The following is a 15,912-nucleotide window of genomic DNA, read 5'->3' as shown; positions in this document are numbered from 1 at the left end:
CCGCAAGGTGCGGCAAGTCCGATTCGCCAGACGGACCGCCGCACCGCCAGGAACACCTCATGAAGCTCGAACACCCGGATCGTCTGATGAACCGCACTCCTCTCTCGCTCGCCGCGCTCGAAGTGCATGACGCCTTCGCCGAACGGCACATCGGCCCGGATTCGGCCGACCAGCAAGCGATGCTCGAAGCTCTCGGCTTCGCGTCGCGCGCCGCGCTGATCGACGCCGTCATTCCGAAGACGATCCGCCGCACCGAAGCCTTGCCGCTCGGTCCCTTCTCGCAGCCGAAAAGCGAAGCCGAAGCGCTCGCCGCGCTGCGCGAACTCGCGGACAAGAACCAGGTGTTCCGCTCGTACATCGGCCAGGGCTACTACAACGCCCACACGCCCACGGTCATCCTGCGCAACGTGCTGGAAAATCCGGCGTGGTACACGGCCTACACGCCGTATCAGCCTGAAATTTCGCAGGGTCGTCTGGAAGCGCTGCTGAACTTCCAGCAGATGATCGTCGACCTCACCGGTCTGGCGATTTCCAACGCCTCGCTGCTCGACGAAGCCACCGCCGCCGCGGAAGCCATGACGCTGCTGCAGCGCGTCGGCAAGCCGAAGTCGAACATCTTCTACGTCGCCGACGACGTGCTGCCGCAAACCATCGAAGTGGTGAAGACGCGCGCCACGCCGGTCGGCATCGAAGTGAAAGTCGGCCCGGCTGCGGACGCCGCCCATGCCAACGCATTCGGCGTGCTGCTGCAGTATCCGGGCGTCAACGGCGACGTGCGCGACTACCGCGCGCTGGCCGACGCGATCCACGCAGCGGGCGGCCACGTGGTGGTCGCCGCCGACCTGCTCGCACTGACCGTCCTCACGCCGCCGGGCGAATGGGGCGCGGACGTGGCGGTCGGCAATACGCAGCGTTTCGGCGTACCGGTCGGCTTCGGCGGCCCGCACGCCGCCTATCTCGCCGTGCGCGACGAGTTCAAGCGTCAGATGCCGGGCCGGCTCGTCGGCGTGACCGTCGACGCACAAGGCAATTCCGCATTGCGACTCGCACTGCAAACGCGCGAACAGCACATTCGCCGCGAGAAAGCGACCTCGAACGTCTGTACCGCACAGGCGCTGCTCGCGATCATGGCCAGCATGTACGCCGTGTATCACGGCCCGCACGGCCTGAAAACCATCGCGCTGCGCGTGAACCGCATCGCGGCGTTGCTCGCGCAAGGCGCGAGGCAACTCGGCTACACGCTAGTCAACGAAACGTTCTTCGATACGCTCACCTTCGACAGCGGCGCGCGTACGCAGGCGTTGCACGACGCGGCCAAAGCGAAGCGCATCAACCTGCGCCGCGTGAGCGACACGCAAGTCGGTCTGTCGATCGACGAAACCACCTCGCGCCGCGATCTGGCCGATCTGCTCGCCGTCTTCGCGGAAGCCGCCGGTTCGAACGACGTGCCGCAAATCGATGCGCTCGACGAAAAGCTCGCCGCGTCGGACACGGCATCGGTGCCCGCCTCGCTGGAACGCACCAGCGCGTATCTCACGCACCACGTCTTCAACCGTCACCATTCCGAAACGGAAATGCTGCGCTACCTGCGTAGCCTGTCCGACAAAGACCTCGCGCTCGACCGCTCGATGATCCCGCTCGGCTCGTGCACGATGAAGCTGAACGCGACGTCCGAAATGCTGCCGGTCACGTGGCCCGAATTCGGTCAGATCCATCCGTTCGCACCGGCCGAGCAAACCGTCGGCTACCGCGAGATGATCGACCAGCTCGAAGAAATGCTGGTGGCCGCCACCGGCTACGCGGCTATTTCGCTGCAACCGAACGCGGGCTCGCAAGGCGAGTACGCCGGCCTGCTCATCATCCACGCTTACCACGCGTCGCGCGGCGAAGCGCATCGCAACGTCTGCCTGATTCCCGCGTCCGCGCACGGCACGAACCCGGCGTCGGCGCAGATGGCCGGCATGCAGGTGGTCGTGGTGGCATGCGACGCGCAAGGCAACGTCGATATCGAAGACCTGAAGAAGAAGGCTGCGCAGCACGCTGACAAGCTCGCGGCCATCATGATCACGTATCCGTCCACGCATGGCGTGTTCGAAGCGAACGTGCGCGAAATCTGCGAAATCGTGCATGCGCACGGCGGCCAGGTTTATGTGGACGGCGCGAACATGAACGCGATGGTCGGTCTGTGCGCGCCGGGTCAGTTCGGCGGCGACGTCTCGCACCTGAACCTGCACAAGACCTTCTGCATTCCGCACGGTGGCGGCGGACCGGGCGTGGGTCCGGTGGCGGTCGGCGCGCATCTCGCGCAGTTCCTGCCGAACCAGATCTCGTCGGGTTACGAACGCGCACCGAACGGCATCGGTGCAGTGTCGGGCGCGCCGTACGGCTCCGCGTCGATCCTGCCGATCTCGTGGATGTACATCGCGATGATGGGCGCGAAGAACCTCACCGCCGCTACCGAAACCGCGATCCTGAACGCGAACTACGTCGCGAAGAAACTGGCGCCGCATTACCCCGTGCTGTACTCGGGCCCCGGCGGACTCGTCGCGCACGAGTGCATTCTCGACCTGCGTCCGATCAAGGAAACGAGCGGCATCACCGTCGACGACGTCGCCAAGCGTCTCGCCGACTACGGCTTCCACGCGCCGACCATGAGCTTCCCGGTACCGGGCACCTTGATGGTCGAGCCGACCGAATCGGAATCGAAAGAAGAACTCGACCGTTTCATCGAAGCCATGATCGCGATCCGCGAGGAAATCCGCGCGGTCGAAGAAGGCCGCTCGGACCGCGAAGACAATCCGCTCAAGCATGCGCCGCACACGGCGGCGGTGGTCATCGCCAACGAGTGGAAGCATGCGTACCCGCGCGAAACCGCCGCGTATCCGCTGCCCACGCTGATCGCGAAGAAGTACTGGCCGCCGGTTGGCCGCGCGGACAACGTGTACGGCGACCGCAACCTGTTCTGCTCGTGCGTGCCTATCGCGGATTACGAGTAAGCACGGCGGTCAGCACGCCTGTCGGCACGGCTCTGCCGCGCAACGTCTCGAAGGTTGTAAGCAGGCGTTGTGCGGTTCTGTTGCTCATGGCCGCAAACGGCTAACATCACACACCGAATCAGCCTAACGAGGAGTTTCGCATGGCGCGACAGGTGCGATTGATGCAAAGCCGGACCGGAACGGGACACGCCCGAAAAACGTGGCAGCAGGCTTGTGCGTTCGCACTGGCTGGTGCAGCGGCGCTGCTGCCGCTGCACGAGGCGCAAGCCGCGATGAATTTTTGCGCCGCACCGGCGCTGCAAACCAGCGAGCGCACCAACGCCGATCCCGGTGTGAAGGCGCTCGTGAGCAACGTGCAGTCGCATCTGAACGACCAGCCGCATGCGCTCGCGAAACTGCATACCGAAGGCACGTTACCGCACGAAGGCATTCGCGATCAAAGTATCGAAGCCGAGAAAGATCTCGATCTGTTGCGCGACGCTGCGCTCGCCTGGCGCGCCACCAGCGACGACCGTTATCTGAAGCTGGTGGATCGCCTGTTGTACGCGTGGGTCACGACCTACCAGCCCAGCTTCAATCCCATCGACGAAACGAGTTTCGAAGGACTGATCCTCGCCTACGACATGACCGCGAGCGCGCTGCCCGTGAAAACGCGCAATGCGTCGATGGCGTTCCTGACGAAACTCGCGAACGGCTATATCGCGCAGATCGACGCGCAGCCGCGGCCGCTGAAGGGCAACTTTCGCAACAACTGGCAGAGCCATCGCATCAAGCTGATCGCCATGGCCGCGTTCACGCTCGACAACCGCAAGATGATCAACGCGGCGCAGCGTCTGTTCGACGAACATCTGGCGGACAACATCGAACCCGATGGTTCGACCATCGATTTCAGCGAGCGCGACGCGCTGCATTACGTGACCTACGATCTTCAGCCGCTGGTCACGGCGGCGCTTGCCGCGCGCCGCCACAACCGCAACTGGTTGCCGGAGAAAGGCGCGAACGGCGCCTCGCTGCAAGCCGCGCTCAACTGGCTCAAGCCGTACGCGGACGGCAGCAAGACCCACGAGGAATTCGTGCATTCGAGCGTGCCGTTCGACGCTCAACGTCGCGAGGCCGGTTTGCCCGGCTATTCGGGTCAGTGGGACCCGAAGAACGCGACGGAACTGTTTCATCTGGCGGCGCGTCTCGATGGACGCTATACGCCGACCGCGCTACAGCTCGCACCGACGCCGCCCGCGTGGCTCGCCGTGTGTTTGCCGCTGCCGGCGCGCTAAACCAACTTCAATCAGCAGGAGCAGTAATGGCAGTCAGCGTGTTCGACCTTTTCAAAATCGGCATCGGTCCGTCCAGTTCGCATACGGTCGGTCCGATGCGCGCGGCACTGATGTTCGCTCAAGGGCTTGAACGCGACGGACTGCTCGCCGCCACGGCTTCGGTCAAAGTGGATCTGTACGGTTCGCTCGGCGCAACCGGCAAGGGCCACGGCACCGACCGCGGCGTCATGCTCGGCCTGATGGGCGACGCACCGGACACGGTCGACCCCGATACCATCGTCGAGCGGCTCGAAGCCGTGCGCGTGTCGCGCAAGCTCGCGCTGCTCGGCACGCACGACGTACCGTTCGTGCAGAAGGAACACATTTCGTTTTATCGTCAGGCGCTGGCCGAGCATCCGAATGGCCTGAAGCTGCGCGCGTTCGACGCGCAGGGCAAGACGCTGCGCGAAGCGACGTATCTCTCGGTGGGCGGCGGTTTCGTGGTCACCGCGGGCGCGCCGAATACCAAGGTGCTGAGCGCCGTCGACCAGTTGCCGCACTCGTTTCGCAGCGGCAACGAACTGCTGGCGCTATGCGAATCGACCGGCAAAAGCATCGCGCAGGTCATGTGGGAAAACGAACGCGCCTGGCACACCGAAGAAGAAACGCGCGCGGGTCTTCTGAAAATCTGGGACGTGATGCAATCGTGCGTGTCGCGCGGTTGCGGCATCAATAATCCTGCCGCCGACGGCAATCTGCCCGGTCCTTTTCAGGTGAAACGCCGCGCGCCGCAGTTGTATCGCGCGCTATCGGGCAATCCGGAAAGCGCGTTGCGCGATCCGCTTTCCATGATCGACTGGATCAACCTGTACGCCATCGCGGTGAACGAAGAAAACGCCGCGGGCGGTCGCGTGGTCACGGCACCGACCAATGGCGCGGCCGGCATCATCCCGGCGGTGCTGCATTACTACATGCGCTTCATGCCGGGTTCGAACCAGCAAGGCGTGATCGACTTCCTCATGACCGCCGCCGCCATCGGCATCCTGTACAAGTTGAACGCGTCCATCTCGGGCGCAGAAGTAGGCTGCCAGGGCGAAGTCGGCGTGGCGTGTTCGATGGCGGCCGGCGCGCTTGCCGCCGTCATGGGCGGCACGCCGCGACAGGTCGAGAACGCCGCCGAGATCGGCATGGAACACAACCTCGGCCTCACCTGCGATCCGGTCGGCGGCATGGTGCAGATTCCCTGCATCGAACGCAATGCGATGGGGTCGGTCAAGGCCGTCAACGCTGCGCGCATGGCGCTGCGTGGCGACGGCACGCATTATGTGTCGCTCGATTCCGTCATCAAGACGATGATGCAGACCGGCGCGGATATGAAGACCAAGTACAAGGAAACGTCGCGCGGCGGGCTGGCGGTGAATATCGTCGAATGCTGACGGCTCGACGATCGGGCGCCGCGCTGTGACATGACACGGCGCGCGTGCCCGGCGTAAGCTGTCGATGCGCTGCGGCGGCTTGGTCCAAGGTTGCGGCAGCGTGAAACGTACTGTATCTGACCTGCACTTTTCGTCATGTCCGGAGGCTTCATCGCCATGCCGCTCGCTTCTGCATCTGAAACCGCTGCTGAGTCTTCCGCCGCTCCCACCACGGGCGCGCGCCTCGTCGTCGATGCGCTGCTCACGCACGGCGTCGAACGTGTTTTCTGTGTGCCCGGCGAGAGCTTTCTTGCCGTGCTCGATTCGCTGCACGACGAAACCGGCCGCATACAGACGGTGGTGTGTCGTCACGAAGCGGCCGCGGCCAACATGGCCGAAGCGGTCGGCAAACTGACCGGCCGTCCCGGCGTCGCAATCGTCACGCGCGGTCCCGGCGCCACCCATGCGTCGATCGGCGTACACACGGCATTCCAGGATTCGACGCCGATGATTCTGCTGATCGGCCAGTGCGCGCGCGAACATCTGGATCGCGAAGCCTTCCAGGAAATCGACTATCGCCGCATGTTCGGCCAGATGGCGAAATGGGTCGCGCAGATCGACGACCCGAAGCGTATTCCCGAATATCTGAGTCACGCCTTCCACACGGCCACTTCCGGCCGTCCCGGACCGGTGGTGTTGTCGTTGCCGGAAGACGTGTTGAGCGATGCCTGCGACGCCGTTGCCGGCGCGCCGCGTTATCACCGCGTAGCGGCGTCGCCGTCGACGGCGCAGATCGAACAGTTGCGCGTGCTGCTCGAAGGCGCCCAGCGTCCCATGATGATCGCCGGCGGCAGCGGCTGGACGCCGGCGGCGTGCGCGGACCTGCAGCGCTTCGTCGAGAACTGGCAACTGCCGGTCGGTCTCGCGTTCCGCTTTCAGGACACGCTCGACAACGAGCATCCGAACTATGCCGGCGACGTCGGTCTCGGCATCAATCCCGCGTTGGCGCAACGTATCCGCGACGCCGATCTGCTGATCACGCTCGGTCCGCGGCTCGGCGAAGCGACGACCAACGGCTACACGCTGCTCGACATCCCGAAGACGCGGCAGACGCTGGTTCACATCCACCAGGGCGCGGAGGAGCTCGGACGCGTTTATGCGGCCGATCTGCCGATCGTCTCGGGCATGCCGGAGATGGCCGCGTTGCTGGCCGACCTGAAGCCGTCGACGGCTACGCTCGCATGGCGCGGCACGGCAGACGAAGCGCATCGCGCGTATCTCGACTGGCGCAAGCCACGGCCGATTCCCGGCGACGTGCAGATGGGCGAAGTGATTCAGCAGTTGCGAGACACGCTTCCCGCCGACGCGATTCTCACCAACGGCGCGGGCAATTACGCGACCTGGCTGCATCGGCATTTTTCGTATCGCCACTACCGCTCGCAACTCGCGCCGACCAGCGGCGCGATGGGTTACGGCGTGCCGGCTGCGATCGCGGCGAAGTCGCTCTATCCGCAGCGCGCCGTGGTCGCGCTGGCCGGCGACGGCTGCTTCATGATGTCCGCGCAAGAACTCGCGACGGCCATGCAGTACGATCTGCACGTGATATTTATCGTGGTCAACAACAGCCAGTTCGGCACGATCCGCATGCATCAGGAGCGGCATTATCCGAATCGCGTTCACGGCACCGCGCTGACGAATCCGGACTTTGCGGCATTCGCGCGATCGTTCGGCGCGCATGGCGAAACCGTCGAGCGCACGGAAGATTTTCTGCCTGCCTTGCAGCGTTCGATGGAAGCTAAACGCGCGGCGGTCATCGAGATCCGCATGCCGCAGGAAGCGAGCACGCCGGGCGCGACGCTGGACCAGATCCGCGAGCAGGGAAGAAAGCTGCGCGGCGAGTGAGACGCACGGCGACGGTTCGACCGTTCAACCGTTCGCCGCCTGGCAAAGAAAAAGCCCTGAAGCTCGAAAGAGCCGCAGGGCTTTTTTGTTTCGGGCGCCGCACCGGCCTGCGTGCGGTGCCCAAAAGCGGAGAAGCGGTACTTACTTGCCGCCCACGCTTTGCAGCGTCGTCCACTTGCCGTCGACAACCTTGTACAGCGTGATGCCGCCGTTCTTCAGGTCGCCCTTCGAGTCGTACGCGAGGTTAGCTGCGGTCACAGCCGGCATCGAGGTCTTCGCGAGCAGCGGCAGGTACTTGGCCGGATCGGTCGAGTTCGCCTTCTTCATTGCGTCGAACATGGCCATTGCGCCGTCGTAAGCGTACGGCGAGTACGTTTGCACGTCTTCGTTGAAACGCTTCTTGTACTTGGCGACGTAGTCCTTGCCACCCGGCATTTCTTCCAGCGGCAGGCCGGCGAGCGACGCCACCGTGCCGTTTGCCGCGTCACCCGCGATCTGGATGAACGTCGGCGTGTGAACCATTTCGCCGCCCATCAGCGGTGCCTTGATGCCCAGTGCCTTCATCTGCTTGACCATCGGAGCCGCTTGCGAATCTGCGCCGCCGTAATAGATCAGGTCCGGGTTGACCGACTTCAGCTTGGTCAGGATCGACTTGAAGTCGACCGCTTTGTCGTTCGTGTATTCACGATCGACGATCTGGCCACCCGCTGCCTTCGCTGCCTTTTCGAACTGATCTGCCAGACCCTGGCCGTATGCCGTGCGGTCGTCGACGATCACGATCTTCTTCACGCCCAGCGTCTTCACGGCGAACGTGCCGGCGACCGAACCTTGCTGCGTGTCGGACGTCATCATGCGGAACGTGGTCTTGAAGCCTTGCTGCGTGTATTCAGGCGCCGTCGCCATGGCGATTTCGGGGATGCCTGCGTTCGCGTAAATGCGCGAAGCCGGGATCGTGGTGCCCGAGTTGAAGTGGCCGAGCATGCCCTTGATGCCGTCATCCACCAGCTTCTGTGCAACGGTCGTGCCGGTGCGCGGGTCAGCCTGGTCGTCGGCCGAATCCAGCACGAAGCGAACCTGCTTGCCGCCGATCATCGGCTTGGTCGCGTTCATGTCTTCGACAGCCAGCGTGATGCCGTTCTGGAAGTCTTTGCCGTAGTGCGCCTGTGCGCCCGTCATCGGACCGGCGAAACCGATCTTCACGTCTTCCGTCGATTGAGCGTTGGCCGTCCCCGCCAGCGACATTGCCGCAACCAGCGCTGCGCCTGCCAGCTTTGTCATCTTGTGTTGCATAGCTTCTCCTTGGTACCAGGTGTGGATGGAGCGGCTTTGGGGTCGCCGTACCGCTTCCGTTTTATTGAAAAGATCAATGAGGTTCGCTCAACCGATCGTCATCAAATTCGCATTGCCGCCTGCCGCGGCCGTGTTCACGCTGACCGAACGTTCCGTCAGCAGACGTTCGAGTGCGTAGTCTTCATCGCCGCTCTCCAGTGCCCGAGCCGCGACGCCTTGCACCGACACGATCGGCCCCGGACGTTTCGCGACTTCCTTCACCAGCGTCAGCAGTTCGTCGCTGTCGCCTTCGAACAGCACGGCGTCGAACGGCGTATCGGCGCTCTTCTTGACGCTCGCATACGACTTCAGCGAAGCAGGCAGTTGAGACACCAATTGTTCACCCGCCGCGCCTTCGAACAACGCGCGATTTCCCGTAGCCAGCGCCGCCGCGAACTGCACGCGCGCGCCGCTTGCCGTCGACGCGACACACAGCACCGTGCCGCGCGCGCCCAGCGTGTACGTATTGCGCTCGCCGGTCGGACCGGACAGCACCGCCGTGGCACCTGCCAGCACGTGCGACAGATAACCGTCGACGCGTGCGGCCAGCACTGCCTGCTGCTCGCCGATCAGCCAGTCGCGGTAAGCCGTCAATGCTGCGGACGGATTGTCGCCGCTTTGCGAAGTTTGCGACACCTGGGGCGTATCCAGAACCAGCGAATCGGCCAGCGACTTCGGCAAACCCGCCGGACGCGTCGCCAGCAGACGCTGCAGATACAACGCGCCGCCCGCCTTCGGTCCCGTACCCGACAAACCTTCGCCGCCGAACGGCTGCACACCCACCACCGCGCCGATCACGTTGCGGTTCACGTAGATGTTGCCGACATGCGCGCGGCTGATCACGTGAGCGATGGTTTCGTCGATCCGCGTGTGGATGCCGAGCGTCAGGCCGTAACCCGTCGTGCGGATCTGTTCGAGCAGCTTGTCGAGCTGGCTGCGGCGATAACGCACGACGTGCAGCACCGGGCCGAACACTTCGCGCTTCAGTTCGTCGATGCTGTCGAGTTCGATCAACGTCGGCGGCACGAACGTGCCTTGCGCGCAGCCATCCGGCATCGGCAGTTGCTCGACCTTGCGGCCTTTCTCGCGCATCGCCGCAACGTGTGCGTCGATGCCGCGTTTCGCGTCGAGATCGATCACCGGGCCGACGTCGATCGACAGCCGGTCCGGATTACCCACCGCCAGTTCGCGCATCGCGCCCGTCAGCATTTCCAGCGTACGGTCCGCAACATCGTCCTGTAGACAAAGAACGCGCAAAGCGGAACACCGTTGACCGGCAGAGTCGAAAGACGATTGCAGGACGTCCGCGACCACCTGTTCGGCAAGCGCCGACGAGTCGACGATCATCGCGTTCTGACCACCCGTTTCGGCGATCAGCGGGATCGGCTTGCCGTCCGGATCGAGGCGGCTCGACAAGGTCTTGTTGATGAGACGCGCCACTTCCGTCGAACCGGTGAACATCACGGCACGCGTGCGCGGATCGGCCACCAGCGCGGCGCCGACCGTCTCGCCGTTGCCCGGCAGCAGTTGCACCGCGCCTGCCGGCACGCCGGCTTCGCGCAGAATGCGCACGGCTTGCGCGGCGATCAGCGGTGTCTGCTCGGCGGGCTTTGCGAGCACCGTGTTGCCGGCAGCCAGCGCCGCGGCCACCTGACCCATGAAAATGGCCAGCGGGAAATTCCACGGACTGATACAGACCACCGGACCCAGCGGACGATGCGTGTCGTTCGAAAACTCGTTGCGGATCTGCGTGGAGTAGTAGCGCAGGAAGTCGATCGCTTCGCGGATTTCCGCGACGGCGTTCGCCAGCGACTTGCCGGCCTCACGCACCACCAGACCCATCAGCGTGTGCATCTGCGCTTCGAGCAGATCAGCGGCGCGGGCGAGGCAATCGGCGCGCGCTTCGACCGGCGTAGCCTGCCAGATCGGCGCGGCGGCCACCGCGTGCGCGAGCGCCGCGCTCACGTGTTCCGGCGTGGCTTCGACCACCGTACCGACGAGGTCGCGCTGGTCGGCGGGATTGCGCACGTCGCGCGCCACGCCCACGGCGATCTCGTTGTCTTCGAGCATCGGCGCGGCGCGCCACGGATGATGCGCGCTCGCCAGCAAAGCCGACGACAGCGACGCCAGCCGATGTTCGTTCGACAGGTCGAGGCCCATCGAGTTGAGACGCTCGGCGCCATACAGATTGCGCGGCAGCGGAATCTTCGCGTGCGGCGCGCCGAGCGGCACGATCTTCGAGGCTTCGTCGACCGGATCGGCGATCAGGTCTTTGATGGCGACGTTTTCATCGGCAATACGGTTCACGAACGACGTATTCGCGCCGTTTTCCAGCAGACGGCGCACGAGATACGCCAGCAGCGTTTCGTGCGTGCCGACCGGTGCGTACACGCGGCACGGACGGTTCAGCTTGTCGCGGCCCGTGACTTCCTCGTACAGCGGTTCGCCCATGCCGTGCAGACACTGGAACTCGTACTGACCAGGATAGTAGTTGTTGCCCGCGAGGTGATAGATCGCCGACAGCGTATGCGCGTTGTGCGTGGCGAACTGCGGATAGACCGCGTCCGGCGCGCTCAGCAGTTTCTTGGCGCAGGCGAGGTACGAGACGTCCGTGTAGATCTTGCGCGTGTAGACCGGATAGCCTTCGAGGCCGTCCACTTGTGCACGCTTGATTTCGGTGTCCCAGTACGCGCCCTTCACGAGGCGAACCATGATGCGGTGACGGCTGCGGCGCGCCAGATCGACGATGTATTCGATCACGAACGGGCAACGTTTCTGATACGCCTGCACCACGAAACCAATGCCGTTCCAGCCGGCCAGTTCAGGATCGAAACACAGCGCTTCGAGCAGGTCGAGCGAGATTTCGAGGCGGTCGGCTTCTTCGGCGTCGATGTTCAGGCCGATGTCGTAGCGGCGCGCGAGGATCGCCAGCGAGCGCACGCGCGGCAGCAGTTCGCTCATGGTGCGCTCCTGCTGCGAACGCGAGTAGCGTGCGTGCAGTGCCGAGAGCTTGATCGAGATGCCGGGACCTTCGTAGATGCCACGGCCGCCGGCCGCCTTGCCGATGGCGTGGATCGCCTGCTCGTACGACGCGTAGTAGCGCTGTGCGTCGGCTTCGGTGGTGGCCGCTTCGCCGAGCATGTCGTACGAGTAGCGGAAACCGCGCGCTTCGTACTTGCGGCTGTTGGCCAGCGCTTCGGAAATGTTTTCGCCCGTGACGAACTGCTCGCCCATCAGACGCATCGCCATGTCCACGCCCTTGCGGATCAGCGGCTCGCCGCCCTTGCCGATCATACGTGTGAGCGCCGACGACAGACTCGTTTCGCTATTGGTCGTGATCAGCTTGCCGGTGATCATCAAACCCCAGGTCGCGGCGTTGACGAACATCGACGGCGCCTGACCCATGTGCGACTTCCAGTCGCCCTTGCTGATCTTGTCGCGGATCAACGCGTCGCGGGTGGCGCGATCGGGAATGCGCAGCAGCGCTTCGGCGAGGCACATCAGCGCGACGCCTTCCTGGCTCGACAGCGAGAATTCGTGGATCAGCCCTTCGACGCCGCCGCCCTTGCTCTTGCCGCGCAGCGTTTCGACCAGCTTGCCGGCCATGGCCTGCACGTCACCCGCGAGATTCGCGGGCAAACGCGCCTGACCCAAGAGGAACGGCACGCATTCCGGCTCCGGACGACGGTACGCCGCGGTGATCGCCGCACGCAGCACCGATTGCGGCTGCACGTTCTGCGCGAACTCGAGGAACGGATGCGAAGCACCGTCTTCCTCGTGCTCGACGGCGGCGCCGTCGGCAAGATCGGCCGAGCCGGTTGCGCCCGACAGTTCGGGCGGCAACTGGCCGTGTTCGATCTTTTCGAGGTACGCGAAGATCGCCTGCTTGATGAGCCAGTGCGGAGTGCGTTCGAGACGGGTCGCGGCGTCTTTCAGCCGGGAACGGAGGAGGTCGTCGACCTTGACGCCGAGGGTGGTGCTAGCCATGGTTCCTTCTTCGGATGCCAGCCAGAAGCGCTGGGAAAGACTAAAAGTTGGGCGAATCGTACGCCTCCCAATAAAAAGGTGCAACCATGTTTCGCCTATGGTTGCACCTATGGCGAAGCCTTACGCGACGGGGGTTTGCGCCGGATGGCGCCGAGCCGGGCGGCAACGGTTGCGCTCAGTACTTTCCCTGGCGTGTTTCTTTTTGCTTTTACCCTTATCGAATCGCTCGACGCGCCGTTATACAGAACAGGGCAGTACGCGGCCTACTCGGCACGCATAAAAAAACGTACGGGGTTTTGAGGACGAGCGAAATGGAAAAGTGGCTGGTGGTATTGGGCATCTGGGCGATGTGCGCGACTTGCGCAGTGCTGTTCATTCGCGGCGCAACCGGTAGCGCCGACAAGCGCGCTGCCGCGCAGGGACGCCCGAGCGCGGCGTCGCGCGCGTCGAGCGGCGATGCACGCGCGGCACTGAACGACTGATCGACGGGATGCGTCAACGGGTGGTCCGTTTCGATCCGGTGATAACCGGATCGGCACGGTCACGTCACGATCACGCGTGAAACGGCTGCCTGACTTTGCGTCCGGCGGCGTTGCTTACGTGCGTGCGCAGAGTCGTGAGATCGGCGCGAAGTGTGCGTAGGCCACGCTCCCGCCGAAGCTGGATAAACACAACCTGAAGAAGTCATGGCCTGACGTTCGCAGAACGTCGGCCGGCGAGCGTCACATGTCGAGCGGATCGACTTCGACGCTCCAGCGCAACACGCCTTTCAGTCCGCGCAGCAGAGGCTGCCACGCACGCAACGTGGCCTGCAGCGCGGCACGCGACTGACTTTCGATCAACAGTTGCGCACGGTGCACATGCATCACCTTAACGATAGTGAGCGGAACGGCGTCGTAGACGGTCACGCGTTCGGCCGCCGGAATGCCGGTCAACTCGGCGGCCGCCTGCTGCAGAAACGCGAGTGCCGCGTCGAGCGTGCGGCCTTCCGCTCGCAGCAAGGCCTGATAGACGAACGGCGGCAGATGCGCGTCGCGTCGTTCGCCGAGCGTGGAATTCGCAAAGCCGACGTAGTCGTGCCGCGAGAGCGCGTGATACAGCGCGTGTCGCGGATAACGCGTCTGCACGAGCACTTCGCCCGGCAAACCCGCGCGGCCGGCGCGACCACTCACCTGCATCAGCTGCGCAAAGAGGCGTTCGCTCGCGCGGAAGTCGTGCGAGAACAGCGCCGTGTCGGCGTTCAGCACGCCGACGAGCGAGACCCGCTGGAAGTCGTGGCCCTTCGCGATCATTTGCGTGCCGACCAGAATATCCACCTCGCCGGCATGAACGTCCGAGAAGAGCGCCTGCGCGCTGCCTTTGCGCCGCGTGCTGTCGGCGTCGATGCGCAAGACACGCGCGCCCGGCACCGCGCTCGCCAGCGTTTCCTCGACACGCTGCGTGCCGCGCCCCATTGGCGCGATGTCCACGTTGCCGCATTCGGGACATGAACGCGGAATGCGCGCTTCCCAGCCGCAGTGGTGGCAGCGTAGCGCGCGCTCGGGTTTGTGCAGCACGACGTAAGCACTGCAGCGCGGACAACCGGCGACCCAGCCGCACGAGTCGCAGGCGAGTTGCGGCGCGTAGCCTCGGCGGTTCAGAAACACGAGGCTTTGTTCGCCGCGTTCGAGCCGCGCTTTTAGCGCAGCGATCAGCGGTCCGGAAAGACCTTCCACCGAGGCGCGTCCGCGTCGCCGTTCTTCTTCGAGGTCGATCAGGCGGACGGTCGGCAGCACGGCGTCGGCCACCGCGCGACGCGACAAGGTGAGGCGCGTGTAGCGCCCCTGATCCGCTTGCCACCAGCTTTCGAGCGACGGCGTGGCCGAACCCAGCACGACCGGCAGACCGAGCTGCTTGGCGCGATAGATCGCCAGATCGCGCGCGGAATAGCGCAGCCCTTCCTGCTGCTTGTAAGCAGGATCGTGTTCCTCGTCGACGACGATGATGGCGAGCTTCGGCAGCGACGCCAATATCGCCAGCCGCGTGCCGAGCACGATGCGCGCGCGTCCGGTGTGCGCGGCAAACCAGTTGCGCGCGCGCTCGCCTTCGGCGAGACCGCTATGCAGCGTGACGATCGAGGAGCCTTCGAGCGCGGCGAAACGCGCGCGAAAAGCCGCCTCGAACTGCGGCGTCAGATTGATTTCGGGGACGAGCACCAGCGCCTGCGCCTCGGGCCGCGCGGCCAGAATTTCAGCGAGCGCTCGCAGATAGACTTCGGTCTTGCCACTGCCGGTCACGCCATGCAGAAGGAAAGGGGCGAAGCCGTCCGCGTCGCGAATCGCTTCGACGGCGGCGGTTTGTTCGTCGGTCAGCGTGGGGAGCTGGGGCGCGGACGCCTCGGTCGACGCGCGACCGGTGACGTCGGCGGCCTCGATGACTTCGAGCGCGACCCAGCCTTCGGCGCGCCAGGCGTCGAAGGTCGCAATGGCTTTGGGGTGAAGCGCGCGGGCATCTGCGGCAAGAAGGAACTCGGCTTCGGCGAGAGCCTGCGCCAGTTTTCGCAAGGCGCTGGCTCGGGTGGGCAGCGCGTCGGGCAACGCCGTGCGGCCGGCCGGCGTGAGGCTGTACCGCTCTTCCGGCGCGAACAGCCGCGACCAGCGGGACGCATCGCGCAAGGCCTGCGGCAAAGCGGGCAAGGCGACCTCGCCGAGCCCGCGCTGATAGTAGTCGGCGGCAAAGCCGGCCAGTTTCAGCCACTCCGCGGAAAGGGGCGGACATGCGGTGCAGATGTTTTCGACTGTCTTGAGCCGCTCGGCGGGCACGTCGCTGTGAGCGGTCACTTCGCACACGAGTCCCACGACGTGGCGCTTGCCGAACGGCACGCTGACCAGCATGCCCGGCGCCACGGCTTCCGGCGTGTCGCACCGGTAGTCGAATAAGGTCGACAAAGGATGGTCTAGCGCGACGTGAACGAAGGCTTCGCTCACGAGGCGATGCAATCCAGTTGAGTGGATGCGGCGTGACGCCGCGGCACGGCGCGCATCGTGGGGC

At 64.6% G+C, this 15,912-nt stretch carries 8 protein-coding genes; 5 read left to right on the top strand and 3 right to left on the bottom strand.

Annotation, left to right across the window (positions count from 1 at the left end):
* The first annotated feature begins 59 nt into the window (after nucleotides 1-59).
* The 4 genes from gcvP (at nucleotide 60) to P3T18_RS10875 (ending at nucleotide 7,566) form a co-directional block, all read left to right on the top strand.
* Entirely contained in the window at nucleotides 60-2,996 is a 2,937-nt protein-coding gene (gene gcvP, locus P3T18_RS10890; RefSeq protein WP_429299901.1) for an aminomethyl-transferring glycine dehydrogenase, read from the top strand.
* Nucleotides 2,997-3,136: 140 nt separating this feature from the next.
* Entirely contained in the window at nucleotides 3,137-4,270 is a 1,134-nt protein-coding gene (locus P3T18_RS10885; RefSeq protein WP_429299900.1) for an alginate lyase family protein, read from the top strand.
* A 26-nt stretch (nucleotides 4,271-4,296) separates the two neighbouring features.
* Nucleotides 4,297-5,685, top strand: a complete 1,389-nt coding sequence (locus tag P3T18_RS10880; protein ID WP_429299899.1) for an L-serine ammonia-lyase — start codon at nucleotides 4,297-4,299, stop codon at nucleotides 5,683-5,685.
* Nucleotides 5,686-5,841: 156 nt separating this feature from the next.
* Complete coding sequence (locus P3T18_RS10875) at nucleotides 5,842-7,566, top strand: thiamine pyrophosphate-binding protein (protein WP_429299898.1); 1,725 nt, start codon at nucleotides 5,842-5,844, stop codon at nucleotides 7,564-7,566.
* A gap of 141 nt (nucleotides 7,567-7,707) precedes the next feature.
* On the opposite strand, the gene P3T18_RS10870 is transcribed toward P3T18_RS10875, so the two are convergent.
* Together P3T18_RS10870 and putA are read right to left on the bottom strand one after the other, a co-directional pair.
* The gene (locus P3T18_RS10870) at nucleotides 7,708-8,856 is read right to left on the bottom strand and encodes a branched-chain amino acid ABC transporter substrate-binding protein (RefSeq protein WP_429299897.1); all 1,149 of its coding nucleotides are present in this window, start codon (nucleotides 8,854-8,856) and stop codon (nucleotides 7,708-7,710) included.
* A gap of 87 nt (nucleotides 8,857-8,943) precedes the next feature.
* Nucleotides 8,944-12,882, bottom strand: a complete 3,939-nt coding sequence (gene putA / locus P3T18_RS10865; RefSeq protein ID WP_429299896.1) for a trifunctional transcriptional regulator/proline dehydrogenase/L-glutamate gamma-semialdehyde dehydrogenase — start codon at nucleotides 12,880-12,882, stop codon at nucleotides 8,944-8,946.
* A gap of 311 nt (nucleotides 12,883-13,193) precedes the next feature.
* Between putA and P3T18_RS10860 the strand changes: the two genes are divergently transcribed.
* A complete protein-coding gene (locus P3T18_RS10860; RefSeq protein WP_429299895.1) occupies nucleotides 13,194-13,364 on the top strand; it encodes a hypothetical protein in 171 nt (56 codons plus the stop codon).
* Nucleotides 13,365-13,604: 240 nt separating this feature from the next.
* Here the strand turns inward: P3T18_RS10860 and P3T18_RS10855 are convergent, their stop codons facing one another.
* Nucleotides 13,605-15,848 (bottom strand): primosomal protein N', encoded by a 2,244-nt coding sequence (locus tag P3T18_RS10855; protein ID WP_429299894.1) that lies wholly within the window; start codon nucleotides 15,846-15,848, stop codon nucleotides 13,605-13,607.
* Nucleotides 15,849-15,912: the final 64 nt, after the last annotated feature.

The organism is Paraburkholderia sp. GAS199 (genome assembly GCF_050436585.1).
GTDB lineage: Bacteria > Pseudomonadota > Gammaproteobacteria > Burkholderiales > Burkholderiaceae > Paraburkholderia.
Note: the sequence above shows the minus strand (reverse complement) of the source record. Positions and strands in the feature narration are given on the sequence as shown.

Excerpts from the sequence above, each read along its gene's own strand:
- P3T18_RS10870 (WP_429299897.1), bottom strand. The coding sequence starts at position 8,856 with ATGCAACACAAGATGACAAAGCTGGCAGGCGCAGCGCTGGTTGCGGCA.
- P3T18_RS10880 (WP_429299899.1), top strand. The coding sequence starts at position 4,297 with ATGGCAGTCAGCGTGTTCGACCTTTTCAAAATCGGCATCGGTCCGTCC.
- putA (WP_429299896.1), bottom strand. The coding sequence starts at position 12,882 with ATGGCTAGCACCACCCTCGGCGTCAAGGTCGACGACCTCCTCCGTTCC.
- P3T18_RS10860 (WP_429299895.1), top strand. The coding sequence starts at position 13,194 with ATGGAAAAGTGGCTGGTGGTATTGGGCATCTGGGCGATGTGCGCGACT.
- P3T18_RS10875 (WP_429299898.1), top strand. The coding sequence starts at position 5,842 with ATGCCGCTCGCTTCTGCATCTGAAACCGCTGCTGAGTCTTCCGCCGCT.
- gcvP (WP_429299901.1), top strand. The coding sequence starts at position 60 with ATGAAGCTCGAACACCCGGATCGTCTGATGAACCGCACTCCTCTCTCG.
- P3T18_RS10885 (WP_429299900.1), top strand. The coding sequence starts at position 3,137 with ATGGCGCGACAGGTGCGATTGATGCAAAGCCGGACCGGAACGGGACAC.